The 23,776-nt window shown below is 45.8% G+C and carries 19 protein-coding genes and 2 pseudogenes; 15 read left to right on the forward strand and 6 right to left on the reverse strand.

Going from position 1 to position 23,776, the window contains the following annotated elements; translation table 11 throughout:
- Window positions 1–38: 38 nt before the first annotated feature.
- Together PGH26_RS02420 and PGH26_RS02425 are read left to right on the forward strand one after the other, a co-directional pair.
- Window positions 39–422: pseudogene (locus PGH26_RS02420) on the forward strand (ATP-binding cassette domain-containing protein); the annotation flags it as partial.
- 337 nt (window positions 423–759) lie between these two features.
- Window positions 760–1,575: an STAS domain-containing protein gene (locus PGH26_RS02425; RefSeq protein WP_323692443.1), complete on the forward strand. Its 816-nt coding sequence runs from the start codon at window positions 760–762 to the stop codon at window positions 1,573–1,575.
- A gap of 113 nt (window positions 1,576–1,688) precedes the next feature.
- On the opposite strand, the gene PGH26_RS02430 is transcribed toward PGH26_RS02425, so the two are convergent.
- A complete protein-coding gene (locus PGH26_RS02430; RefSeq protein ID WP_323692444.1) occupies window positions 1,689–1,997 on the reverse strand; it encodes a hypothetical protein in 309 nt (102 codons plus the stop codon).
- A gap of 296 nt (window positions 1,998–2,293) precedes the next feature.
- Between PGH26_RS02430 and PGH26_RS02435 the strand changes: the two genes are divergently transcribed.
- Complete coding sequence (locus PGH26_RS02435) at window positions 2,294–3,607, forward strand: S-layer homology domain-containing protein (protein WP_323692445.1); 1,314 nt, start codon at window positions 2,294–2,296, stop codon at window positions 3,605–3,607.
- A 55-nt stretch (window positions 3,608–3,662) separates the two neighbouring features.
- On the opposite strand, the gene PGH26_RS02440 is transcribed toward PGH26_RS02435, so the two are convergent.
- Window positions 3,663–4,352, reverse strand: coding sequence for an N-acetylmannosamine-6-phosphate 2-epimerase (locus tag PGH26_RS02440; RefSeq protein WP_323692446.1), 690 nt, complete (start codon window positions 4,350–4,352; stop codon window positions 3,663–3,665).
- A gap of 12 nt (window positions 4,353–4,364) precedes the next feature.
- Window positions 4,365–5,915 (reverse strand): maltose/glucose-specific PTS transporter subunit IIC, encoded by a 1,551-nt coding sequence (locus tag PGH26_RS02445; RefSeq protein WP_323692447.1) that lies wholly within the window; start codon window positions 5,913–5,915, stop codon window positions 4,365–4,367.
- A gap of 150 nt (window positions 5,916–6,065) precedes the next feature.
- Between PGH26_RS02445 and PGH26_RS02450 the strand changes: the two genes are divergently transcribed.
- From PGH26_RS02450 to ltrA, 4 genes are all read left to right on the forward strand, one after another.
- The gene (locus tag PGH26_RS02450) at window positions 6,066–6,860 is read left to right on the forward strand and encodes a MurR/RpiR family transcriptional regulator (RefSeq protein WP_323692448.1); all 795 of its coding nucleotides are present in this window, start codon (window positions 6,066–6,068) and stop codon (window positions 6,858–6,860) included.
- A gap of 388 nt (window positions 6,861–7,248) precedes the next feature.
- Window positions 7,249–8,661 carry a YfcC family protein gene (locus tag PGH26_RS02455; protein WP_323692449.1) on the forward strand — a complete coding sequence of 471 codons (1,413 nt, stop codon included), beginning with the start codon at window positions 7,249–7,251 and terminating at the stop codon, window positions 8,659–8,661.
- Between the two features lie 19 nt (window positions 8,662–8,680).
- Window positions 8,681–9,865 carry an amidohydrolase gene (locus PGH26_RS02460; RefSeq protein ID WP_323692450.1) on the forward strand — a complete coding sequence of 395 codons (1,185 nt, stop codon included), beginning with the start codon at window positions 8,681–8,683 and terminating at the stop codon, window positions 9,863–9,865.
- 606 nt (window positions 9,866–10,471) lie between these two features.
- A complete protein-coding gene (gene ltrA / locus PGH26_RS02465; RefSeq protein WP_323692451.1) occupies window positions 10,472–11,734 on the forward strand; it encodes a group II intron reverse transcriptase/maturase in 1,263 nt (420 codons plus the stop codon).
- 88 nt (window positions 11,735–11,822) lie between these two features.
- Here the strand turns inward: ltrA and PGH26_RS02470 are convergent.
- Window positions 11,823–12,407: pseudogene (locus PGH26_RS02470) on the reverse strand (manganese efflux pump); the annotation flags it as partial.
- 945 nt (window positions 12,408–13,352) lie between these two features.
- Between PGH26_RS02470 and rbsK the strand changes: the two are divergent.
- From rbsK to PGH26_RS02490, 4 genes are all read left to right on the forward strand, one after another.
- On the forward strand, window positions 13,353–14,255 hold the full coding sequence (rbsK, locus tag PGH26_RS02475; protein ID WP_323692452.1) for a ribokinase: 903 nt from the start codon (window positions 13,353–13,355) through the stop codon (window positions 14,253–14,255).
- Window positions 14,256–14,279: 24 nt separating this feature from the next.
- A complete protein-coding gene (locus PGH26_RS02480) occupies window positions 14,280–15,479 on the forward strand; it encodes a M20 metallopeptidase family protein (RefSeq protein WP_323692453.1) in 1,200 nt (399 codons plus the stop codon).
- Complete coding sequence (locus tag PGH26_RS02485; protein WP_323692454.1) at window positions 15,476–16,396, forward strand: nucleoside hydrolase; 921 nt, start codon at window positions 15,476–15,478, stop codon at window positions 16,394–16,396. The genes PGH26_RS02480 and PGH26_RS02485 overlap by 4 nt, the downstream gene beginning before the upstream one ends.
- 75 nt (window positions 16,397–16,471) lie before the next feature.
- Window positions 16,472–17,761 (forward strand): uracil/xanthine transporter, encoded by a 1,290-nt coding sequence (locus PGH26_RS02490; RefSeq protein WP_323692455.1) that lies wholly within the window; start codon window positions 16,472–16,474, stop codon window positions 17,759–17,761.
- Between the two features lie 12 nt (window positions 17,762–17,773).
- On the opposite strand, the gene PGH26_RS02495 is transcribed toward PGH26_RS02490, so the two are convergent.
- On the reverse strand, window positions 17,774–18,766 hold the full coding sequence (locus tag PGH26_RS02495; RefSeq protein ID WP_323692456.1) for a LacI family DNA-binding transcriptional regulator: 993 nt from the start codon (window positions 18,764–18,766) through the stop codon (window positions 17,774–17,776).
- A 176-nt stretch (window positions 18,767–18,942) separates the two neighbouring features.
- Here PGH26_RS02495 and PGH26_RS02500 point away from each other — a divergent pair, with 176 nt between their 5' ends.
- The 4 genes from PGH26_RS02500 to PGH26_RS02515 all read left to right on the forward strand — a co-directional run bounded on the left by PGH26_RS02500 (window position 18,943) and on the right by PGH26_RS02515 (window position 22,551).
- Window positions 18,943–20,172, forward strand: a complete 1,230-nt coding sequence (locus PGH26_RS02500) for a NupC/NupG family nucleoside CNT transporter (RefSeq protein ID WP_323692457.1) — start codon at window positions 18,943–18,945, stop codon at window positions 20,170–20,172.
- Window positions 20,173–20,236: 64 nt separating this feature from the next.
- Window positions 20,237–20,386 carry a hypothetical protein gene (locus tag PGH26_RS02505; RefSeq protein ID WP_323692458.1) on the forward strand — a complete coding sequence of 50 codons (150 nt, stop codon included), beginning with the start codon at window positions 20,237–20,239 and terminating at the stop codon, window positions 20,384–20,386.
- 508 nt (window positions 20,387–20,894) lie between these two features.
- Window positions 20,895–22,049 (forward strand): PstS family phosphate ABC transporter substrate-binding protein, encoded by a 1,155-nt coding sequence (locus PGH26_RS02510; protein ID WP_323692459.1) that lies wholly within the window; start codon window positions 20,895–20,897, stop codon window positions 22,047–22,049.
- Between the two features lie 106 nt (window positions 22,050–22,155).
- On the forward strand, window positions 22,156–22,551 hold the full coding sequence (locus PGH26_RS02515; RefSeq protein ID WP_323692460.1) for a hypothetical protein: 396 nt from the start codon (window positions 22,156–22,158) through the stop codon (window positions 22,549–22,551).
- A 302-nt stretch (window positions 22,552–22,853) separates the two neighbouring features.
- Here PGH26_RS02515 and PGH26_RS02520 read toward each other — a convergent pair whose 3' ends face one another.
- Window positions 22,854–23,690: a GNAT family N-acetyltransferase gene (locus PGH26_RS02520; protein ID WP_323692461.1), complete on the reverse strand. Its 837-nt coding sequence runs from the start codon at window positions 23,688–23,690 to the stop codon at window positions 22,854–22,856.
- Between the last annotated feature and the right edge of the window lie 86 nt (window positions 23,691–23,776).

A 23,776-nucleotide genomic window follows, 5' to 3' on the forward strand; every position in this document is an offset into this window, starting at 1 on the left:
AGACTGAATATTCAACTACCGGAATAGGGGGAATGGGGATGGCGATACTTGACGTAAAAGGATTGACGAAGACGTTTGGAACGTTTAAAGCGCTTGACGGCGTAGACTTCGAAGTGAGAAAAGGAGAAGTTTTCGGGTTCATCGGTCCGAACGGTGCTGGGAAATCGACGACGATCCGAGTGCTGCTGGGGTTATTGAAAAGGGATGCAGGGACGGCCATGATTTTCGGTCAAGATGTCTGGACGGATGCTGTTGCGATCCATGAAAGAATCGCATACGTCCCGGGGGATGTGAACTTATGGCCAAATTTGACGGGCGGGGAAGTCATTGACTTGTTTGCGAGTCTGCAAGGACGTGTGAACACAAAGCGAAGAGATGAGCTGATTGCAAAATTCGACTTGGATCCGACCAAATGCAGAACAGTTTTTACCGATGCTGATGCTCGTTATGGCATTTATAGCGACAATTCTTGTATAACATTATAATTAGGCAGTTTGTGCCAAGTCCCGGAATGGCCGATTGAAAGGATGAACTGGATGGCGGAGGGGAGTTTGTTCGTAATTGCTGGTGGATTGCTCAGTGCAGGAAAGGTCGGCTACCGTAATAGAGACATTCAGTAGGGACTGTTTTAATGTTGAAAACGCAGGCTGTAAAGTGTGTATCAAGGGGGCTCTTTATATACCCCTTATATGATTAATGGTCACCTCTAACTGCATACTGTATAATGGAATATAGGAAATTAATGGAGTGTGATCATGAATGCAGTCATTCGACCAATTTATTAACTATATAGCAAAACATACGGATGAGCTGGCGGCTACAATCGTTAAGAGGGTTGTCGACCAGATACCAAGTGAAGTGCCTGAAGCTGAACAACAGCAGGCGCTGCTCATGTACAAGGAACTTTGGAAATCACTAGGGGAATCATTGCGAGTTGACCAATTTGAAATTCCTGAAGCGCTTATGAAGTGGAGCCGCAGCAACGCAGCTATGCAGACAGAAATAGGCGGCAAAATCTCTGTGATTGTAGATCGCTATCCGCCGACACGCATCGTGTTTTCAAATGTTCTAGTTGAAATCAGCGAAGAAGCTGGACTTTCTTTAAAAGAGTTCGCACAAGTCAACAAACAAGTAAACACGATGCTGGATATTAGCCTCAATGAAACCTATTATGCATTTGAACGGCTATCGGAGCTCTATCGTTCCGAAACGGAACACGAACTCGCGCAATTATCAGCACCGATTGTTCCTTTACAAGATGGAATTGTCGTCATTCCGTTCATCGGTGAAATTACCGACGACCGCTCCTATGCAATTATGAATAATGTTCTGCCAAAAATTGCAGAGATGGATGTGGAGTGCGCAATTGCAGATTTCTCCGGGCTCGTTTCAGTAGATGATCATGTAGTCCGGTCGCTCCATCAAATTGAAGATGCACTTAGTTTGATGGGGATCGATTTCTATACGACAGGACTGCGGCCGGAACTTGCACAGAAGATCGTCAATTCAGGCATGGATTTTGCGGGGATGAAGTATTATGCAACGGTTAAACAGGCTTTGGAAAGTTTGTTGTGACAGTAAGAAGCTTTAACATGCGGATTCTTGTGTTTAGAGTCCGTTTTTTTGCGTCCTGAACATAAAAAACCAGCCGCGATAGTGATGGCTGGTTTACTTGTTAGAAACCCGGTTCAGGATTGTATGTAAGTATTCTGTTTGCTGCAAGTCAGGAGTCTATTTTGAACAGTGAGCTCGTCTTCGGTTAGCAGACCTGATTCACGCAAGTCCTTAAGTCGCTTCAGTTCGCCGGCTAAAAAATCTTGGCGTGAGGAACGCTGGGTACCGTTTGAATTTCCGAGTTGTTTCGTATGACTTCTTATAAACGTGTAGCCTAAATAAAGTGCGCAGCATGTCAGCAGCAGCACGATTCCTAATGTGATTGACTTTGTAAATCCCCAAGTGACTAGAAGGACAAAAATACCGAGAACAGACCAACTCATCGTGTTCAACCTCCACTGTATGATAAGACTATCTTATCTAGAAAAAAAGAAAAAGTATACAGTCCAAAGGAACTATATCTGTTTAATTTAAAGGCTTTTTTTATCTTAATGAATTTATTTATGAAGACAAATGTAAGACTTTGTAATTAATGACCGAATAGTTAATGAAATCTGTTTTCAACAGTGATATCATAGATATTTTGAAAAAGCTTTTGGTTCCCTTATCATTCAAACTTTAAAAAATGAGTCGATATAAAATACAGCGAACTTAACTACTTGCAACAGGGGGAAATGAATTGAAGAGAGAAGCAAAAACATATCGCAAATGGGCGGTACTGATCGTTTTGATGTTGACCATATCCTTCATATCACCAGTCATTGTTGAGGCGGATGGTTTCAGGGATGTATCGCCGGCGTATAAAGAAGCCGTCACTTATTTAACGGAAAAAAACTATACGAATGGAATTTCACCAACACTTTTTGGTACGGGTGACCCGATTACGAGAGGAAGTGCAGCTGTCATATTGGCAAATGCATTGGAACTGCCGATGAACTCTGCAGAATCCCGCGGATTTTTAGATGTTCCTGCACGTGCAGAACAGGCTGTCAATGCTTTGAAGCATGCAGGAATCATACGCGGGAAAAGCGATTCGCACTTCGGATTTACGGATTCGATAAAACGTGGTGAAATGGCGCTGATGCTCAGCCATGCCGAAGCGTATAATTTAACAGGAGATGTCTCTCGTATTGGCTTCCGTGACGTCAATAGCCGTTATGCAGAAGCTGTGGCTGGATTGATTGCTAATGGGATCACAAAAGGGAAATCAGAAACTCGATTTGGAACGGATGATTTGCTGAAACGCGGAGAATTTGCAGTTCTTGTCTATCGTTCAGAAATGGACAAGTTGACGGAGTCGATGCCTAAGACGTACAGCGCGCTTGCGAATCAATTGAAAAGTGGAAACGTGAAGTCTATCAAATTGATCGGTGATAGTATTACTGCCGGGGCTGGCGGAAATGGCTATACAATCCCGGCAGATGGACGCGTGATTTTACAAGACGGGCAAGCGACCTATCGGGAATCATCTAAGCTGGCAGATACGTGGGCAAATCGATTCCGTGCATATGTGGAACGTCCAGAGTTCGGACAAGTCGATTTCTTCAATGCGGGCATTAGCGGGAAAACGGCTCAGTGGTCACTGGAGCGGATAGACAAGCTGGTTTCATCCAAAGAAGATGTGGTCTTTGTGATGCTTGGCACGAACGACCGTCTCATTGGGGACCTCAATCAGTATGAACAAACGATTCGCAAGCTTTTATCTGAAGCAGACAAGCGTTCGAAGCTGATGGTTGTCATGGCACCGCCGCCTTCTACGCAGCAGATCGCACATTATCAATTCTCGCCTGAAAGTATTAATAATCTTTTAAAACGAATCAGCAGCGAAAATGGATATATGTTTGTATCGCATTACGATGCGTTAAGTGAATTCTTGGCGCAGCATCCGGAAACGTCTTATGAAGACTTGATGGAAACAAAGAGTCCTCATCCAACGAGCGCTGGATATGAAGTGATGTGGAAAGCGATCCAGAGTAAGCTGCAGTTAAAATGAATACAACAAACCCCCTTCAAGAGTTTTGAAGGGGGTTTGTCGTATGAACCATGTTTCAACGGGAATTGGTACGAGCATTTTGCAGTTCATTGGCAAACGTACGGGTGATGTCTCGCGGACGTGTAATTGCACCGCCGACAACCGCAGCGTATACACCAAGTTCAAACACCCGTTTAAGCATTTCAGGTGTTGCAATATTGCCTTCTGCAATAACGGGTGCAGTTACGGAGCTCAATACTTCTTTTAAGAACGAAAAGTCGTCATGATACACTTTTTTCCCAACCGTATTGGCCGTGTAGCCATGTAAGGTCGTTCCGATGTAATCGAAGCCGAGCTGTTCTGCGCGAACGGCTTCTTCCACAGTTGCAATGTCCGCCATGAGTTCGACGTGAGGTGCAGCCGAACGAACGTAGTGAACGAGCTCTTCAAGGGATTCCGCCGGACGCTTCGCAAGAGTGGCGTCCATCGCAATCACTTCACAGCCGCTTGCGAGCAGTTCATCTGCTTCAATACGAGTTGCTGTAATGTAGACATCCGATCCCGGATAGTTCCGTTTCACAATTCCAATCACAGGAAGGGACACTTCTTGTTTAATCGCTGTTATATCTTCTTTCGAATTCGCGCGAATCCCTTTTGCGCCGCCTTGATAGGCAGCAAGTGCGAGTTTACTCATGATGAAAGACGAATGCAGCGGCTCGTCTTCGAGTGCTTGGCATGAGACGATTAAGTCTGATGGTAAATGCATGAGATTTCCTCCTTATTGCTCTAAAAGTTCTTCTACTTCGTTCTTTATAACAGATACTTGAGGACCATATACCACTTGGACACCGGTACCATTCATAATGACGCCTTTACTGCCTGTCAATGGGAAAACTTCTTTCTTTACGAGTTCCGGATCTATTACTGTAACCCGCAGACGAGTTGCGCAGTTATCCAGGTCAAGAATATTCTCTTTTCCTCCAAACGCATCGATAATTGTATGAGGACGGCTCGCTTGAGGGTCGATAGATGATTGACCGTCAGCAGGTTCAACCGCTTTTTCATCTTCCCGTCCGGGTGTTTTAAAGTTGAATTTGCGAATCATGAACTTGAATGTGAAGTAGTACAAGAAGAACCAAACGATTCCGATTGGGATCACATACATCCAATTCGTCTTCGCTTCCCCTTGCAATACACCGAAGAGCATGAAATCGATGAATCCGCCTGAGAACGTCTGACCGATTGTAATATTGAAAATGTCAGCCAGCATGAACGCCAATCCGTCAAATACGGCGTGGACCACGTATAGTGCTGGTGCAATGAATAGGAATGAGAATTCAAGCGGTTCTGTAATTCCTGTTAAGAATGAAGTCAGCGCAGCCGAAAGCATGAGACCGCCGACGACCTTTTTGTGTTCTGGCTTTGCTGTGTGATAAATCGCAAGGGCCGCTCCGAGAAGACCGAACATCATCGTAATGAAACGGCCGGACATGAAGCGGGAAGTGCCTTCAAAGAATCGTTCTGTGGTCGGGTCACTTAATTGTGCAAAGAAAATGTTCTGTGTACCTTGAACAAGCTGACCGCCGATTTCCAGGGATCCTCCCAAACCGGTTTGCCAAAATGGCAAGTAGAAAATGTGGTGCAATCCGAAAGGTCCAAGCATACGAAGGATAAATCCATACAAGAATGTTCCGATGACACCTGTCGCATTGACCAAGTTCCCAGCCTCTGCAATTAGATTTTGGAAAAGCGGCCATATGAGATACATGATTGCTCCGAGAATAATGGATGAAAATGCTGTCACAATCGGAATGAAACGCGAGCCGCCGAAGAATCCTAAATACTGAGGCAGCTCAATTTTGTTGAATCGATTGTGCAGCATACCGGCCATGATTCCGACAACAATACCGCCGAATACACCCATCTCGAGCGTTTGAATGCCTAACGCATTTCCTTGTCCGACAGCCGAAAGATTGTCGGCAGCAAGTGTATCGGTGATGGATAAGATCGCATTGATCGTTGCGTTCATGACTAAGTAGCCGACAAGAGCTGCCAGCGCAGCGGTCCCTTTATCGGAACGGGCGAGGCCGATTGCAATTCCGACTGCAAAGATGATTGGAAGATTGGCGAAGACAATACTGCCCGCGCTGCTCATTATAGTAAACAGTGCTTGTAAGAAAGACTGATCTAAGATTGGATAAGAACTGATTGTATTGGGATTGGATAGTGCTCCCCCGATTCCTAACAGCAAACCAGCGGCAGGCAGAATCGCGATTGGCAGCATGAACGATTTCCCGAACTGTTGAGCTTTACCGAAAAAGTTTTTCATTGTAAATACACCTCCTGGAAATATTTTTATCAGAATAGCAAACGCTTTCAGGATTGTCAATGTAAAAATGGACTTATTTTATAGTTTGCGTATGCAGTTTTAGGCTATGCTATGATGTTGGAAAAGCTGAAATGAGAAAGGACTATAATTATGGATTTTGAAAATCGCCTGCAAAAGCACAGCGCGGAGTTCACCGAGAACGATCGTAAAATCGCGGAACATTTACTGAACGAAAAAAATATTGCTCAAAAATCGATTACGGATCTGGCTGAAGAGATTGACGTTTCGCCTTCTAGTATCACCCGCTTTTGCAAAAAAATTCGGTTTGCCAGTTTCCAGCAGATGAAATACGCGTTACTTGCAGCGCGCACCGAAAAACGTGTGAATGATGAAGAAGTGGAGTGTGTAGCCAGTTATTATCAGTCCATTATTGCGTCCACTCAGCAATTCATGGACACAGGCCAGACGGAGCGCATTGCAAATGATCTAATTCACGCAAAGCGTGTTCTGTTTTGCGGTATTGGGAATTCGGGTTTGATTGCAAAAGAATTCAATAGCAGAATTGAGCGGATGGGAATCGATTCAACTGCGATTACGGACGCGCATGCGATGGTTATGAAAAGTGCATTGCTCGTGGAAGAAGACGTGTATATGTGCTTTTCGTACACTGGGAAAACGCAAAGCGTGTTAGACGCTACTCGACAGGCGAAAGATTGCGGAGCACGGGTCATTGTCATTACAACAAATGATGCCGAGGAGCTGACTGCACTTGCAGATGAAGTGGTGCTGGTTGCAAACCATGTATTTGTCGATGATGAAAAGTTTATCAACACCCAAATTTCAAGTTTGTTTTACTTGGATGTGCTGACATACCGTTTGCTGGAAAATTCAAAGTTAATGGAGCAGCGCAACAAAACGCTTGAGGCACTTAAACGATTTGGATGAATAACCATCTGGAAACGCAACTGATTTCACCTCGGATTTGTCTTTTTTAAAAGATGAATTCGGGGTTTTTCTAATTCTTATGATGACTGAATTAACCCTGATCTCTTTGCTGCAAACAGAAACGGAAAGATAAGTAAACTTGAGATGCAGCTCTCACTTTGAATTAATATACATATACTCGTATAGTTAGATTCTTTTAAAAAGAAACAGAATTTTAGTTGACTGGAAGAATACACTGTAGTAGTGTATATGAAATCTAATTACGGGTGAACTGCAATTGGATTGCTAGTAGATGTACATACATTATTTTGCATATGAATCAAAAGGAGGTTTGCAGAGGACTGTTCCAAGGGATTCTTTAAAAAGATAACGGCAGGGGGAAGAATGGATGTCAGAGAAGACGGGTATTTCAAAGAAGAAGTGGCGAATGGAAGCACCGCATCCATTCGTTATTTTATTTACAGTTATCATCATCATGGCAATCGCTACGTACTTAATTCCTGCGGGAGAATATGATCGGGCTGTAAACGATGATGGCAAATCGTATGTGGTAGACGGTTCTTATCATCGAATTGACGCTGAACCTGCAGGGATTCTGCCTGTATTTGAAGCTGTGCATAAAGGGATGGTGCAGAGTGCACCCATCATCTTTTTCATATTCATCGTAGGCGGTGCATTTAACGTTTTCAGAGAATCGAATGCGATTGAAGGGGCATTCGGGAGCATCTCTTCCAAGCTGGAAGGGAAAGAGATGTATCTGATTCCGATTGTAATGCTGTTCTTCGGAGTAGCGGGAGCAGCGATTGGGATGTTTGAAGAGTCTCTGCCTTTCATTCTTATCATGATTCCGCTTGCGATTATGATGGGCTTTGACTCGCTGGTCGGAACTGGAATGGTGTTAGTTGGCGTGGCATCAGGTTTCACGGCCGCTTTTATGAATCCATTCACGATTGGAGTCGCACAGGGGATTGCTGAAGTCCCGATCTTTTCTGGCATGGGATTGCGGGTCATCTTTTGGTTCATCTATATGGCGGTCGCTATTTTGTATGTCCTTCGCTATGCGCGTAAAGTGAAGAGGGATCCAAAGGCGAGTATCATGTATGAGGAGGATAAAAAGCGCAATATTCGCGTGGATTTGATGAAAGAACATTCCTTGACTGGAAAGCAAATCACCACTCTCATCATTTTAGTCGCAACACTTATTGCTCTTGGATTTGGTGTGATCAAATTCGAATGGTACATTACTGAGATTTCCGCGCTGTTCTTAATCATGGCGCTGATCATCGGTCTTGTGAACGGCAAAGGCATTAACGGAACGGCGATGTCATTTGTTCGTGGATGTGAAGAATTGGTAGTGGGCGCATTAGTTGTTGGATTTGCGTATGGCGCATTAGTGATTTTGCAGGAAAGCAGCACAATCGATACGATTTTATATGCCGTTTCAAGTGTTGTGTCGCAATTGCCATCCAGTTTAGGGGCAATCGGAATGTATATTATGCAATGTCTGCTCAATATCATCGTAACTTCCGGAAGTGGTCAAGCAGCACTCAGTATGCCGATCATGGCGCCGCTTTCAGACTTATTAGGTGTAAGCCGGCAAACATCGGTGCTTGCTTTCCAGATGGGGGACGGTTTGACGAATATTATCACTCCGACAAGCGGTTTACTGCTTGCAGCGCTCGCAATGGCGGGAATTTCATTTGCTAAATGGTTCAAGTGGGTGTGGCCGTTAATTTTAATTCAATTTGTACTTGGAGCCATTTTTGTAACGATTGCGCATGTGTTTGTCTGGCCTGCGTAACTACTAAGGAGGAATTATTTTGCTGAATCAATTATTCGAACGGTACGACGGACTATACTCGGAACAGGTGGAAATCCGCCGTCATTTGCACCAGCATCCTGAGTTGTCCAATGAAGAAGTAGAAACACCGAAAATGGTCGCTGAATACTTGCGTAAACTCGGTATCGACGTGCGAGAAGGCGTAGGCGGCCGCGGTGTCGTTGGCACGTTAGTCGGAGGAAAGCCGGGCAGAACGATTGCGCTGCGAGCTGATTTCGACGCACTGCCAATACAAGATGAAAAAGAAGTGGAATACAAATCAAAAGTGCCTGGCGTGATGCATGCATGCGGCCATGATTTACATACGGCGTCGCTGCTTGGTGTTGCCAAGGTGCTTTCAGAGGTACGAGAACAAATCGCAGGGACAGTTGTTTTTGTGCATCAATTCGCTGAAGAAACGACGCCAGGTGGCGCGGATCTCATGGTCAAGGATGGCTGTTTGGAAGGCGTTGACGTTATTTACGGCGCGCATGTCATGTCGACTGAACCTGTTGGGACAGTGCAAGTAATGGAAGGGTATTCCTCTTCAGCGCAAGATGATTTTACGATTGAAGTGATGGGTAAAGGCGGACACGGAGCATCACCGCATGAAACAGTTGACGCACTTGTGACGGCGAGTCAGCTCGTCGTCAACTTGCAGCAAATTGTGAGCCGCCGTGTAAGTCCGCAGCAAGCAGCGGCTGTCACAGTCGGTTCGCTGCATAGCGGTGAAGGGCATAATGTTATTCCAAACCAAGCGATTATCAAAGGAACTGTCCGCACGTATAACGAAGAAGTTCGTGAAATGATTGAAGGCGCGTTGAAGCAAATCGTGAAATCCACATGTGAAGCAGCAGGTGCAGACTATAAGTTGGATTACATCAGTGACTGCCCTTCAATTTGGAACGACTCCGAAGAAACTGCGCGTGTGAAAGATGTCGCAACGAAGATCTTCGGTGACGATAAAGTGAGTTACGGCCCGCCGATGATGGGCAGTGAAGACTTTGCCTACTACCAGAAAGCGGTAAAGGGTTCGTTCTTCATTGCCGGCGGACGAAATCCTGAAATTCAAGCGGTGTACCCGCATCATCATCCAATGTTCGATGTCGATGAGCGCTCGATGGAGTATATCGGGAAAACATTCATTGGACTTGTATTTGAAGATGTTTTGAACGGGCAGTCATAAGTGAACGCCGCAAAAGCTCGTACCCTTCTCGCGGAAGAGGGTACGAGCTTTTTGTGGTGCGCCCAGCATGGGCGTAGTCTATAGGGTGTAAGTCCCGAACTGTGAAGGCAGAAGTAACAGTTAGCTTAACGCAAGGGTGTCCGTGGTGACGCGGAATCTGAAGGAAGCGAGCGGCAAACCTCCGGTCTGAGGAACACGAACTTCATATAAGGCTAGGCGCAACTGGATGAGTTTGCCAAACAAAACAAAGTCCTTTCTGCCGAAGGGTGTGCAGAGTAAATGAAGCAGATAGATGGAGGGAAAGACTACGTTCTTACCTGGGGAGGTCTGACTGATATGTCAAGTACACTTGATAACCTATCCAGTGATGGATAGCTGAACAGTCAGAAGTCAGCAGAAGCCATAGTACCACTCTGACTCGAGAGGAGTGGGAAGGGCTGAACAATTGAGAAAGAACAACATCTTGGCATTCAGTAAACTGCGGTGACACAGATAACCGATAAGGCATGCTTGGAGGAGGAAGTGGTGAATTCCACTAGGGACTTCGAGATGGTGGAGCAGAACTGGCATAAGAAGAACCGTTGTTCACGGAAAGAGGCGTGACGAATGTTGATGGAGCAGATACTATCACGGGAAAATCTACTTTCCGCCTTGAAACGGGTGGAACGCAACAAAGGTAGCCACGGTGTGGATGGAATGCCCGTACAAAACCTACGAGCGCATATCGTGAAGCATTGGGAGTCCATGAAAATGGAACTGTTAGAGGGAACCTATGAACCGCAACCAGTCCGCAGGGTCGAAATCCCGAAACCTGACGGTGGCGTGCGTCTATTAGGCATCCCTACCGTGCTAGACCGGCTCATTCAACAAGCGATTGCCCAGAGACTCACTTCGTTATATGACTCAACGTTTTCAGACCATAGCTATGGTTTTCGTCCAAATCGGAGCGCCCATGGCGCGGTAAGAAAAGCGAAAGGCTATATAACAGAAGGTAACCGATGGGTAGTCGATATAGACTTGGAGAAATTCTTTGACAAAGTGAACCATGATCGACTCCTGGGAACACTGGCGAAACGAATCAAAGATAAACGCCTACTGAAGTTAATCCGAAAGTATTTGAAGTCGGGCATCATGATAAATGGCGTGGTAACGAATAGTGAAGAAGGGACACCGCAAGGGGGTCCTCTTAGTCCCTTACTTTCCAATATAGTACTAGACGAACTAGACGCAGAATTGGAGAGAAGAGGTCATTTATTTGTCCGCTATGCTGATGACTGCAATATCTATGTGAAAACAAAGAAGGCGGGACATCGAGTGATGGATTCTGTCACTTCATTTATCGAAGGAAAACTGAAGTTGAAAGTGAATATGAACAAGTCCAAAGTAGACCGTCCGTGGAAGAGGAAATTTCTTGGATTTAGCTTTACCAATGGTAAAGTCCCGAAGGTTCGAATTGCCAATCAAAGTATCAAGCGCATGAAGATTAAAATTCGGGAGATTACATCTAGAAAGAAACCTTATCCATTAGAGTATCGGATTAAGAAACTTAACCAATATTTGATGGGATGGTGTGGATATTTTGCCTTGGCAGATACGCCAAGCATATTCGCTGCATTTGATTCGTGGATTAGAAGAAGGTTACGCATGTGTATGTGGAAAGATTGGAAGAAACCCCGTACCAAAGTGAGAAAACTCATTGGATTAGGCGCTCCAAAAGAGAAAGCTTATGAATGGGGGAACTCTCGCAAAGGCTATTGGAGAATTTCTAAAAGTCCCGTACTACACAGAACCCTCGGGAACTCCTACTGGAGTTCCCAAGGGCTCAAAAGTCTAGTATTTCGTTACGAAACTTTGCGTCATCAATCTTAATTGAACCGCCGTATACCGAACGGTACGTACGGTGGTGTGAGAGGTCGGGAGTTAATCACTCCCTCCTACTCGATTGGGGGATGCAGCGTTAAAACAGGACCTCGACTAAACCGATCACGATAAGCAATCCGCCAGCAATTCCAGCCGGATACTTGCCAATCCACGTACGTGCAAGAAGGAATCCGAATCGATGGCTGGCGCCAATTGTGATCAATGAAAAGAATCCGACCGAGGAAATCGTGCCAAGCATGGAGCTGCCGCTAACGCCCATTCCGAATCCCGCCGCCAAACAATTTGCGGATAGCAAAAAGCCAAGAGGGAGCGCTTCGCGAATGGAAATAATCCGGTCACCGTCAATGTCTGCAACCGTGGGATTTTCAAATGGATTCGGTTGTACAGGCTTTGGCTGGAGCAACATCCAAATCCCAATACCACATAGCAACAAACCACCTATAAGATCAGCAGACCCGACGGATATATAGGTCGACAATCTGTCACCTGTGACCATTGCGAAATACGTAACTATCATAGATACGAGCGCAATGGCAACGTTCGAGCGAAGGGGGATCTTCGTCTTTTGAATGCCATACGCCAATCCAATCCCCAAATTATCTAAGTTGGCAGCGATGCCTAGGAAAAGTATCATAATCCACTGCATAATCCTTGCCTCCTCGGTGTACTCTGCAGTATATGCAAGTTGAAAGAGGAGGAAGGGGCGTCTGCATTAGGAGGTGGGCGGATTCTTGCGGGAGGGTTGTGGGTCGGGTGGCTGATTAATTCGCTTGAGTGGCCGATTGCGAGCGGGATATGTCCGATTCCTGTTGGTGAGTGGCTGATTCTTCCCGGCATCTGGCCGATCCCATGCACCAAGTGTCCGATTCCACTTCGCAGCGATGCAGCCAGTCCCTCAACGCGCGAAGCGCTGCCGATTAATCCCTTAATGCAATTGAATTGTGTGCTGTTATCGAGAAACTCCGCTAAGTGTCGGAGAAATGTCTGGGAGTGATGGAGAAATTTGCTTGAGTGAAGGAGAAATCTCTTGCAGTGAAGGACAATCCTCTGAATATGTCGGACAACGCAGAGCAGCTTCTCCCAGTGAACTAGCCCATCCCTCAACGCGCGAAGTGCTGCCAATTAATCCCTTAAATCCGTTGAATTGTGTGCCGATATCGAGAAATTCCGCTAAGTGTCGGAGAAATATCCGTGAGTGATCGAGAAACCCATTTGAATGAAGGAGAAATCTTTTGCAGTGAAGGACAATCCTCTGAATATGTCGGACAACGCTGACGCTGCTCCTCCCAGAGAGCTAGCCCATCCCCCAACAGCGTAGAATTGTGTCTCATTATCGAGAAATTCCGCTAAGTGACAAAGAAATACAAAGAGTTGATTGGTAAAGTGCACTTAGTGATCAAGAACACATTCCAAGTGTCGGTCAACGACGACAATGTGTCGCACACCCCCTAAACGCCTCAATTTAATTGACTACTCAAAAAATCTTCCAACTCCTTGCGGAAAATCATTGCCCCAACCAAACTCTCTATGCTATCCTAGAAATGTGTAATCGGTTACACATGGAAATGAAATTCCTGTCTACTACTACTTGAAAACAGGTGATGAATTGAAGAAACGTATTGTCGTTGTCGGCAGTTTAAATATGGATATTATTATCTCAACAGATCGCTTACCCCAAATCGGAGAAACGATTTTAGGCAATGAAGTCAACTACCTTCCCGGCGGTAAAGGCGCCAATCAAGCTGTCAGCATTGCACGCTTAGGCGGTGATATCACAATGATTGGGGCTGTCGGGCAAGACGAATTCGGGAAAAGCTTACTCGAACAAATGGAAAGAAACCAAGTGAACACGGCGTTTATCGACCAAGTCGAAGACGTTAAAACAGGAATCGCGGACATTTTCCACGTCAATCACGACAACTGTATCGTCGTTGTCCCAGGCGCCAACTTCACACTGACTCCTGATAAAATCACTCCAGAAATGGAGCAGCTTATCGCTCAATCGGACGTGTTGTTAACGCAACTCGAAATTCCTCTTGAAACGGTTCAAAGAGTCTTGGAAATCGCAAACAAACATAATGTAAAAACGATCCTGAATCCAGCACCTGCGCAAACATTGCCTGCAGAGTTGCTGCACCTCGTTGACTATTTGACGCCAAACGAAACAGAATTCGCGATGCTTGCTGAGCACACGTTCACCACAAATGATGAACTCGCAACACTTATGACAGAGTGGGAATCCGCGTATAACCAAACGCTGATCGTCACACTTGGCGAGCAGGGAAGCGCACATTTGCAAGACGGCAAACTTGTCGTTACGCCCGCTGAAAAAGTGGAAGTTGTTGATACGACTGGCGCTGGTGACTCGTTTAATGGTGCGCTTGCCATCAGCATTGCAGAAGAAAAATCACTTCCTGAAATGCTTGCATTCGCAACAAAAGTTGCAGCCCGGGCAGTCACGAAATTCGGCGCGCAAGACGGTATGCCGTTTGCAGCTGATTTGGATTAATTCACACTAAAAGGGGACGATACGATGGAAACGATTTCTGTCCAATGGATCGAAGAACGCCTCGACGGGTATCTCCGAGACACATACAAACATTTACACATGAATCCCGAATTGAGTAAGGAAGAAACAAATACTCAAGGCTTCATTCAACAAGAATTGGATCGCATCGGGATTACACACAGAGCGATGGCGAAAACAGGCGTTTGCGCGGAAATTTCGGGAGCGAACCCTGGAAAGACGATTTTAATGCGTTGCGACATTGACGCATTGCCAATCGAAGAAGACACTGGACTCGACTATAGCTCGACAACTAAAGGTGTCATGCATGCGTGCGGTCATGATGCGCACACGACGATCGGTCTCGCGATTTTAACGATCCTGAAAGAGCGCAAAAACGAATGGAACGGAACCGTTAAAATCATGTTCCAGCCGACAGAAGAAGCGCAGCCGGGCGGGGCGAAACCGATGATCGAAGAAGGAATCCTCGAGAATCCTAAAGTCGACGCGGCGATTTGTCTTCATACGAACCCATTCCTTGCTCCAGGTGTTTTTGAGATGAAACCTGGATACATGCTTGCGAATACGGATCGTGTGTACATTACGCTAATCGGTAAAGGCGGTCACGCTGCTGCGCCCCAGCAAGGAATTGACGCAATTGCAATGGCAGGTCAATTTGTTACAGGTGTCCAAAATATCGTGTCACGCCAAACCTCTCCACTTGATAACGGCGTCATCACGTTCGGAACTATCAAAGGCGGGACGACTTCCAACGTACTTTGCGGTCGTGTGGAAATCTCGGGAACAGTTCGTACCATTAAAACAGAAACTCAAGATAAAATCGCATCCCAACTTGAAGTACTGCTTCGTTCCATCACTGATTTCTGGGGCGGATCGTATGAATATACCTTCAGTAAGGGATATCCAGCGAGCTGGAATCATCCTGAATTGACAGATGTACTAACGAAATCGGTTACTTCTACGTTTGGAGACCAATCTGTTGTTGTCAATGAACACCCGTATATGAGCGGCGATGATTTTTCAATCGTTGCAAGTAAAGTTCCTTCCGTCTTCATGTATTGGGGTACAGGTTCATCCGAAAAGGAGAACTTCCCTTGGCATAACGCGCACTACCACGTAAATTTGGATGCGCTGAAATATGGCGTTGCGACAGGTTTACACTGCATTACGGAACTACTAGAATGTGAAAAGGTGGGACAAGCATGAAAAAAGTGATCATTGACGTAGATACTGGTATTGACGACGCAATCGGGATTTTGCTTGCGGAAAAGAGCGGGGAAGCGGACATCCTCGGCATTACGACGGTGAACGGTAACACGTCTTTAGAACAAGCGACGATCAATACACGTAAAGTGACAACATTGCTTGGCCGTGACGACTTGAAAGTGGTTCAAGGAGCATCCCGTCCATTGATGCGCGAACCATTTTTCGAAGTAAGTGTCCATGGGAACGACGGAATTGGCGGCGCGCTGAAAGACATGAAAGTGGAAATTCGGGATGAAGGATTTGCACCTGATTTCATCATAGAACAAGCGAAAAAATATCCAGGCGAGATCACGGTGATTTTACTTGCACCACTCACAAACATGGCGCTTGCAATCCGCAAAGAGCCGCGTCTCAAAGAGTGGCTGAAAGAACTTGTCATCATGGGCGGAGCTGTCGACCATCCAGGCAATATTACAGCAACTGCTGAGTACAACATATACATCGATCCGGAAGCTGCGAAAATCGTCTTCCACTCAGGGATTCCGATTACGTTAGTTGGACTTGACGTGACAGCGAACACATTGCTGACGAAAAAAGACGTCGAAGCGATTCAACCAGGTCCTGCACGAGACTTCGTTGAGGAATCTACGGTTCATTACATGAATCACTACTTGAAGCGAAACGGCCACGAGGCATGTTCAATGCATGATCCGCTAGCAGTTGGCGTTGCCCTCGATCGGACACTCGTGAAAACGGAGAAGTACTACGTTGACGTTGAAACGAAAAGTGAACTGTGTGATGGACAAACCGTTTGTGACTTCAAAAATTATTACAAGAAGGAACCGAATGTGAACGTATGCATGGAAGTGGATGAGGCTCGATTCATCCGGAAACTTGTGGACACGTTAGGGAAGTAACCAATTGGGAGGAGTCTGACATCGGAATGTCAGACTTTTTTCATTCGATTTTTCAAATAGAAAGCAGGAGGTATTATGCCGCGTTTATCAGCACCCGCCTTTTCAGTCGCAGGCGTGCAGTGGCTCTTTTTCATGGTCGTCAACACAGTCGTCGTTCCGTTATCGATCGGAATGGCATTTGGTCTGACAGAAGCGGAAACGGCCGGACTCATCCGAACTTCATTCGTCACGATCGGCATAATGAGCCTGCTGCAGGCTACCATTAGCCATCGCTATCCGCTGCTTGAAGGTCATGGCGGGATCTGGTGGGGACTTGTACTAAGCCTATGCGCTTCCGCACCTGCTATGGGACTCAGTTATGCAGAGCTCGGAGGAAGCTTGGCGCTCGGTATGCTGCTTGCAGGAGCGGTGACGATTGTTCTTGGAGCGCTTGGATTTACAGAACTATTACAGAAAATATTTAACCCGATTGTCTTAGTGACTTACTTATTTTTACTTTCGGTCCAGCTCATTCTGTACTTTTTCAAAGGAATGATGGGAATCAGCGAAGGCGGTGCCATCAATTTGCCGGTTGCGGTGATTTCAGTGGCCATCGTCATCGCGGTGCTCATTATGTCAATGAAAGGCAAAGGAAGCATTGCGAACTTTTCAATACTGATTGGCATGCTGGGGGGATGGATCGCTTACGTAGTCATCTTTGGAAGTGAGTCGGCACCGTCAAATGGGGGCACCATCTTCCATCTGTTCCCGTTAGGCGGACTGCAATTGCATATCGGAATTGTCGTCACGGCATTCATCGCGGGGCTTATTAATATGGCGAACTCGCTCGTTGCGATTTCAACGGTGGAAGAACTGTATGACAGTCAAACCTCTGCGAAACGCTACAAAGCATCTTATTATGTGACGGGCGCAGGGACAATCTTTGCTGGGCTGTTCGGATTAATTCCCTTAGGACCTTATTCCTCCTCGATCGGATTTCTCCAGAGTACACGAATTCTGCAAAGAGGGCCGTTCATCCTTGGAAGTTTACTATTCATCATTCTTGGGCTTGTTCCTGCGTTAGGCAGCTTTTTTTCAACGCTCCCTGCGCCAGTGGGGGACGCGGTTCTATTCGTTGCGTATCTGCAACTCTTCAGTACTGCCATCCGGAATATCCGAAAACTGCAGATTGAAACGGGATCTTTATACAGACTTACGATTCCGATGCTTGTCGGGATTAGTATTTTGAATGCACCTCCAGAAACGTTCAGCTCATTTCCAGTCATGCTTCAGCCGCTCGTTAGCAACGGCTTGCTTGTCGGAGTGCTGCTGTCTGTCATCATGGAGATTATAGCCCGCGACAAACGAAAGGAGCTCGCCCATTAAGGACAGCTCCTTTTATTCATTCATTGTAGATTGTTTGGCAATCAGGGTGACTGGAAAGACTCGGTCGGTAACGATGTCCGGTTCTTTTCGGATTAACCCGACCAGCGAATCCATCGCGGTTTTGCCGAGTTCGTATATCGGCTGGGCAATCGTTGAAAGTTCCGGTGTTATCATCTCTAACCCGATTCCATCAAAACCGATCACTTTCACGTCTCGGGGAACGCGTTTCCCTGCTTCTTGCAAGGCTTTCAGCGCACCTGCAGCCATTAAGTCGTTGCTTGCAAACACACCGTCTAAATTCGGATGAAGCGCCAGCAGCTCTTTCATTGTGGAATAGCCGCCATTAACGGTGAAATCACTATAGCCGATCAAACTCGGGGTAAACCAGTCCGTCCTGCGGCTAGCATCCTCAAAGCCGGCGGTTCGTTCCCGGGATGAAGTAATCGTCAGGGGCCCGCATATATGAGCAATTTTCGAGCATCCCTGCGTCAGTAAATGCTCGACGGCCAATTCACCGCCGCGCCGGTTTTCAACGGTAAAGGAAACGACGGAGTCATTGGAAAACACATTGTCCATGAGGACGACAGGGATGGACTGTTTTTGCAGTCCGTTTAAATGCTCGGGCTCGATTGTATAGGAAGAAATAATGATTCCATCGACTTGTTTTTGAAGCAGTGTGTCTATGTACTTTTGTTCTTTCAACGAGTCGTTATCTGTATTGCACAACATGACCGTGTAGCCGTATTCGTTTGCAGCATCTTCGATTGAGCGGGCGAGCTCAGGGAAAAAAGGATTCAAAATATCGGGGACCATCAAACCGATTGTCGCGGTTTTCATCCCCGCAAGACTTCTTGCGATATTATTCGGCCGATAATTGAGCTTATCAATGACTGCTGAGATGGTAGCTGCCGCTTCTTTACTGACATAGCCGTTCTTGTTCAAGTATCGGGAAACGGTTGCTACTGAAACACCTGCTAACTTGCTTACATCTTTAATGGTAGCCATCAGTATCTCCTCTGTTAAGTAATCGTTTACACAAATATACCAATAATTATGGAACCGTTCAAGGTGCTTTAAATAGTATGTCACAATTTGTTATTGACGCTCCTATTCAACCTGTGGTAAATTGTATGAAACCGATTACACATCGCATCATAATCCATTTACATGAGGAGAAACTAATGAATATCCTAACTGGCTTACTTGGGTGCCTCGTCATCCTTTTCGTTGCTTTTTTGCTCTCGGACAACAAACGCAAAATCAATTACCGCGTCGTAGTAATTGGGGTTGCCATGCAAATTTTCTTTGGTTATCTCGTCTTAAAGTCTTCAGGCGGACGAGCAGTAATTGAAAAGTTTTCTGGCGGTATCCAAAACGTGATCCATTACGGAAATGAAGGACTCGCATTCGTCTTTGGAAGTCTGGCGGATTCATCCGCTCCGACAGGTTTCATCTTCGGAATCCGGGTGGCAGCAATGGCGATTTTCGTCACTGCGCTCATTTCTCTGCTTTACCACTTTGGAATTATGCAATTTTTCGTCCGGATTGTCGGCGGAGGATTGGCGAAAATTCTAGGAACAAGCAAGCCGGAATCCCTTACTGCAGCCTCTAACATTTTCTTAGGGCTTCAAGAAGCACCGGTTATTATTAAGCCATACATTAAAACATTAACACGATCAGAATTGTTCGCTGTCATGGTTGGCGGACTCGCATCAGTAGCAGGCGGAACGATGCTCGCATACGCAGCACTCGGTATCCCGATCAATTATTTGCTGTCAGCAAGTTTCATGGCAGCTCCGGCAGGTCTCGTGTTTGCGAAAATCTTAATTCCTGAAACAGAAGTTCCGAAAAACGTTGTAGATGATGAGCCGAAAGAATTGATTGGCGAAGGCGGAGTGAAGCCAGGCGCAATCGATGCAGTCACAAAAGGTGCCGCTGAAGGATTGAAAATGGCAGGGCTGATTATTGCGATGCTGATTGCATTCATTTCACTTCTAGCTATGGCGAACGGAATTCTTGGCGGAATCGGTGGCTGGTTCGGTCATCCAGACATTTCACTTCAGCAGATTTTCGGATACATCTTCTCACCACTGGCGTTCGCAATGGGCGTGCCTTGGTCTGAAGCAATGACAGCAGGTAACTTGCTCGGTCAAAAAGTAATCTTGAACGAGATGGTCGCATTCACATCATTCCAGCCAATGATTGAAGCGCTGTCGGATAAAACCGTCGCAATCCTGACATTCTCGTTATGTGGATTCGCGAACATCGGATCCCTCGGAATCCTGATTGCCAGCATGACCGCATTTGCTGAAAACCAGCGCGCAGTTGTTGCGAAACTCGGTTTCAAAGCAGTCATCGCAGGTACGCTCGCAAACCTGATGAGCGGTACAATCGCTGGTATGTTTATGTAAATGAATTGCAAAAAAGCACTCGCAGCTGCGGGTGCTTTTTTTGCATGGAGGGGAGCGGGAGACGATGAATTCTTGGGGTTGGCCGATACTCCAAGCCAAATGGCCGATTCTTTGCTCCAAATGGCCGATTCACCCCGGGATCTGGCCGATTCCGCAAGCCAAGTGGCCGATTCCAACACGAAGCTGGCCGATTCCACTATTCTCCATCGTCTAGCCCATCCCTCAACGCGCGAAGCGCTACCAATTAATCCCTAAACGCAGTTGAATTGCGTCCCGTTATCGAGAAACTCCGCGAAGTGTCGGAGAAAAGTCCGTGAGTGATCGAGAAACTTACTCGAGTGTACGAGAACTCTCCCGCAGTGTCCGACAGTCACCAAGAAGTGTCGGAGAACGCCAGCGTCCCCTTCACCCAGTGGGTTAGCCCATCCCTCAACGCGCGAAGCGCTACCAATTAATCCCTAAACGCAGTTGAATTGTGTCCCGTTATCGAGAAACTCCGCGAAGTGTCGGAGAAATGTCCGTGAGTGATGGAGAAACTCACTCGAATGTCGGAGAAATCCCCCATAGTGTCCGACAATTACCAAAAAGTGTCGGAGAAAACCAGCACCCCATAAAAATGAAACACCAGCGCATTGACATAAGTAATCAATGGTGTAATAATACACTTAATGGTCCGTTCTGACAATGACTATAGAAAGTATATCGGATAGGAGAGGATTCAATTGGCTGCTTTTTTATCAGCAACGCTGCTCGTTATACTCGTCGTTATAACTTTTGTTGCTTTCATAATTGCGACGCTAAATGGAACGGCGTATCACATTCCTTTAATCATAGTATTTCCGACAGTTTTATTCTTAGGAGTTTCCTTATCCTTACATAAATTTTTCACGACGCGAAAGAGGATCTTCACCTTCCTCGGCATCGGCAGCATTGCTCTGGCAATTACCGGCTATGTGCCATTTCGGGAAGCATACACGGAAAGCATTCCGAAAGTAGATGAAGAAGCGAATCCAACTTTTTACGAACCATATCGAGAGGATTCTAAACTTGCACGGCTTGAAACACCTGCATCGTTAAAACTTCAGGAGTCATTGCCGAAATTGGATGGTGACACTTGGTTGTACCCTATGTATGCCGCTTTTGCAGAAGCTGTTTACCCTGAAGGGCATTATCCTTCGTATAGCGATGGCGGTCTCGTCATGGAAGATAGCAGAGGGGAAGCGTTTACCCATTTAATTGAAGGCAAGGCAGATCTGATTTTCACAAGCACCCCTATGAAATGGCAATATGAAAAAGCAAAAAAGGCAGGGCTTGAACTGTCAGTGACGCCTATTGGAAAAGAAGCATTCGTCTTTTTCGTGAACGGAAAAAATCCGGTGCAAAACATGACGGCTCAGCAAATCCGGAAGATTTATGCAGGAAATATAGTTAACTGGAAAGAAGTAAGTGGGAATGACATGCCGATTATCGCATATCAGCGGAAAGCGAGCAGCAGGAGTCAGAAGGCGATAGAGCAATTTATGGAAGGTACACCGCTGATGAAACCTGCGACTGAGGACGAGTTTGCAGATGGCCACGGTACCGTTCAGCAACAATCTGAGTACCATAACTATAAAAACGCAATTGGATTTTCCTATCGATTTACAACGTTGGAATTAATGGAAAAGCATAAAATCAAGCTGCTTAAAATAGACGGAGTAGCTCCGACAAACGACTCAATCCGATCAGGTGAATACCCGCTAGTCCGTGATATTTATGCCGTTACAGCTGGCACGGATAATCCGAATGTTCAGCCGTTCATCGACTGGATTGTATCAGAAGAAGGGCAGCAGCTGTTAGAGAAATCAGGCTACGTATCGTTGCGGAATGGGGACTGACAAGCTGAGATTAGCAGAACGAAGCCAAATAACCTGCACAATATCAATATGCCTTTTGAGTATGTTAAATAGTGATTAAGTTCATGTCAAAAAGGAGCTGCTGTCAATGAAAAAGTCAACGCTTATTCTCTCCATAGTTTTATTTGCCAGCATCGTCACTGTCTTGTATATGGCCGTCGACCGGTACACGTATCGTTCATACTCGCCAAACCTGGAGGATCAAGTAATCTTAGGCGAAATGACCATGATGGTGCTCGATAACAAACAGTATCAGGATATAGCATCCAAGGAAACCGTCTACTCCATCCAGCAAGGTGTAAGTCGATTCAATGCGGGGGACCCATCTTCAATGGCTAATTACGAAGTAAGTGTAGTAACCAATCGCCAATCTTATGTATTTACATGTGTCGATCGGACGTGTACGGATGTTTCCAATGGCACGTGGACATATTCAAGATACTTAGAGAACGGTCCGGTATTGCCATTAGACATCGATGAATGAATCGTACGTCATCCTGTTGCTGATGCAATTTACCAAATGCTTCTCCATTCCTCTCTTTACATACTGTACAATAATTGAAAACAGACCGCCTTTCTGATAATAAACCCAACAATCTCCGAACCAAGCTTCGTTTGCGCATGCTCCGGTAATTCCTCCATTCCTAATCACGCGGGCTTCGCCCAATAAATTCCTGCGTCCATCGAGGGGGGAAACCTCAAGCTGATGAAAAGCAAGAGGATCCAATGTGCCGTATTCTTCTGTCCAAACTGTATCGAAATGCCTGAACAGACAACCGTGTCTTCCTATTTGACTGCTAAGTTGCGGAGTACTTCATAATAATCTTGCCGTTCTTGTTGCACAAATCCGATTCTCTCATACAACTTCAATGCGTTTTCATTTTTAGTTTCGACATCTAATTTAATGGTATTTCCAGTCGGGATTTCATGTTGAACAATCCATTGCAGCGCCTGACCGCCATAGCCTTTACCTCTGAAATCGGCGAGGATTGCAAATCCAGAAATGTAGGATTCATTGTAACTGCGGGTTACTCGAATTTTGCCGAGCGCGGTTCCGCCTGATTCTATAATATAGCGTTGTTCTTTAACACGCGATAAGCGCTCACTGTAATAAGATTCCGCATCTTCTAATGAAAGCGAAAACGCTTCTGCATCCAATGCAGTTTCAAACGATTTGTCTTCCGGGACGGCCGTTCTCAATGCGATGTCTGCCGTTTCCGACAATTCTTTCGCATGCCAATGCATATGGAACTCGGAAAACGAATAGTCACACGGCTGTACTGACATCCATCCTTTCGCGGATTCTGAAGTTCCGGGTGCATTGAATAACACCTTCTTGAATCCTTTATCTTCAATCACTTGCTGCGCTTCATGCCAGAGTTTTGTGAAGTGTCCATTTCTGCGTTCTTCCGGAGTCACCATGCCGCAAACTTCAACTGTGGAACCGAATCCGTATAGCGCTAAGTAGGCAATGAGTTCTTCATCCCTAAAAACAAAGAAATCCAGTGAATCATCTGTCCGTTCCCGAAGCATCTCCCAATTTAATTTCAGTTCAATCGTGTCGTATTGCTCACATTGCTGTTGTAACTGCTGGATTCCTTTAAGTTGTTTTGCTGTCAGCATGCCGTACCTCCAATGATAATTCACAGATTTTATTCTTCGTTCTGCAAATATTGTGTTCTTTTATTATGCTATACTGGTTCAAATGA

It is taken from the genome of Sporosarcina jeotgali, from assembly GCF_033304595.1.
Classification (GTDB): Bacteria; Bacillota; Bacilli; order Bacillales_A; family Planococcaceae; genus Sporosarcina; species Sporosarcina jeotgali.

What these genes read in the sequence shown, in the direction of transcription:
- PGH26_RS02495 (WP_323692456.1), bottom strand. Translation starts at nt 18,766, where the DNA reads ATGGCTACCATTAAAGATGTAAGCAAGTTAGCAGGTGTTTCAGTAGCA.
- PGH26_RS02480 (WP_323692453.1), top strand. Translation starts at nt 14,280, where the DNA reads ATGGAAACGATTTCTGTCCAATGGATCGAAGAACGCCTCGACGGGTAT.
- PGH26_RS02500 (WP_323692457.1), top strand. Translation starts at nt 18,943, where the DNA reads ATGAATATCCTAACTGGCTTACTTGGGTGCCTCGTCATCCTTTTCGTT.
- PGH26_RS02490 (WP_323692455.1), top strand. Translation starts at nt 16,472, where the DNA reads ATGCCGCGTTTATCAGCACCCGCCTTTTCAGTCGCAGGCGTGCAGTGG.
- ltrA (WP_323692451.1), top strand. Translation starts at nt 10,472, where the DNA reads ATGTTGATGGAGCAGATACTATCACGGGAAAATCTACTTTCCGCCTTG.
- PGH26_RS02440 (WP_323692446.1), bottom strand. Translation starts at nt 4,352, where the DNA reads ATGCATTTACCATCAGACTTAATCGTCTCATGCCAAGCACTCGAAGAC.
- PGH26_RS02425 (WP_323692443.1), top strand. Translation starts at nt 760, where the DNA reads ATGCAGTCATTCGACCAATTTATTAACTATATAGCAAAACATACGGAT.
- PGH26_RS02505 (WP_323692458.1), top strand. Translation starts at nt 20,237, where the DNA reads ATGAATTCTTGGGGTTGGCCGATACTCCAAGCCAAATGGCCGATTCTT.
- PGH26_RS02430 (WP_323692444.1), bottom strand. Translation starts at nt 1,997, where the DNA reads ATGAGTTGGTCTGTTCTCGGTATTTTTGTCCTTCTAGTCACTTGGGGA.
- PGH26_RS02450 (WP_323692448.1), top strand. Translation starts at nt 6,066, where the DNA reads ATGGATTTTGAAAATCGCCTGCAAAAGCACAGCGCGGAGTTCACCGAG.
- PGH26_RS02455 (WP_323692449.1), top strand. Translation starts at nt 7,249, where the DNA reads ATGTCAGAGAAGACGGGTATTTCAAAGAAGAAGTGGCGAATGGAAGCA.
- PGH26_RS02515 (WP_323692460.1), top strand. Translation starts at nt 22,156, where the DNA reads ATGAAAAAGTCAACGCTTATTCTCTCCATAGTTTTATTTGCCAGCATC.
- PGH26_RS02485 (WP_323692454.1), top strand. Translation starts at nt 15,476, where the DNA reads ATGAAAAAAGTGATCATTGACGTAGATACTGGTATTGACGACGCAATC.
- PGH26_RS02520 (WP_323692461.1), bottom strand. Translation starts at nt 23,690, where the DNA reads ATGCTGACAGCAAAACAACTTAAAGGAATCCAGCAGTTACAACAGCAA.
- PGH26_RS02445 (WP_323692447.1), bottom strand. Translation starts at nt 5,915, where the DNA reads ATGAAAAACTTTTTCGGTAAAGCTCAACAGTTCGGGAAATCGTTCATG.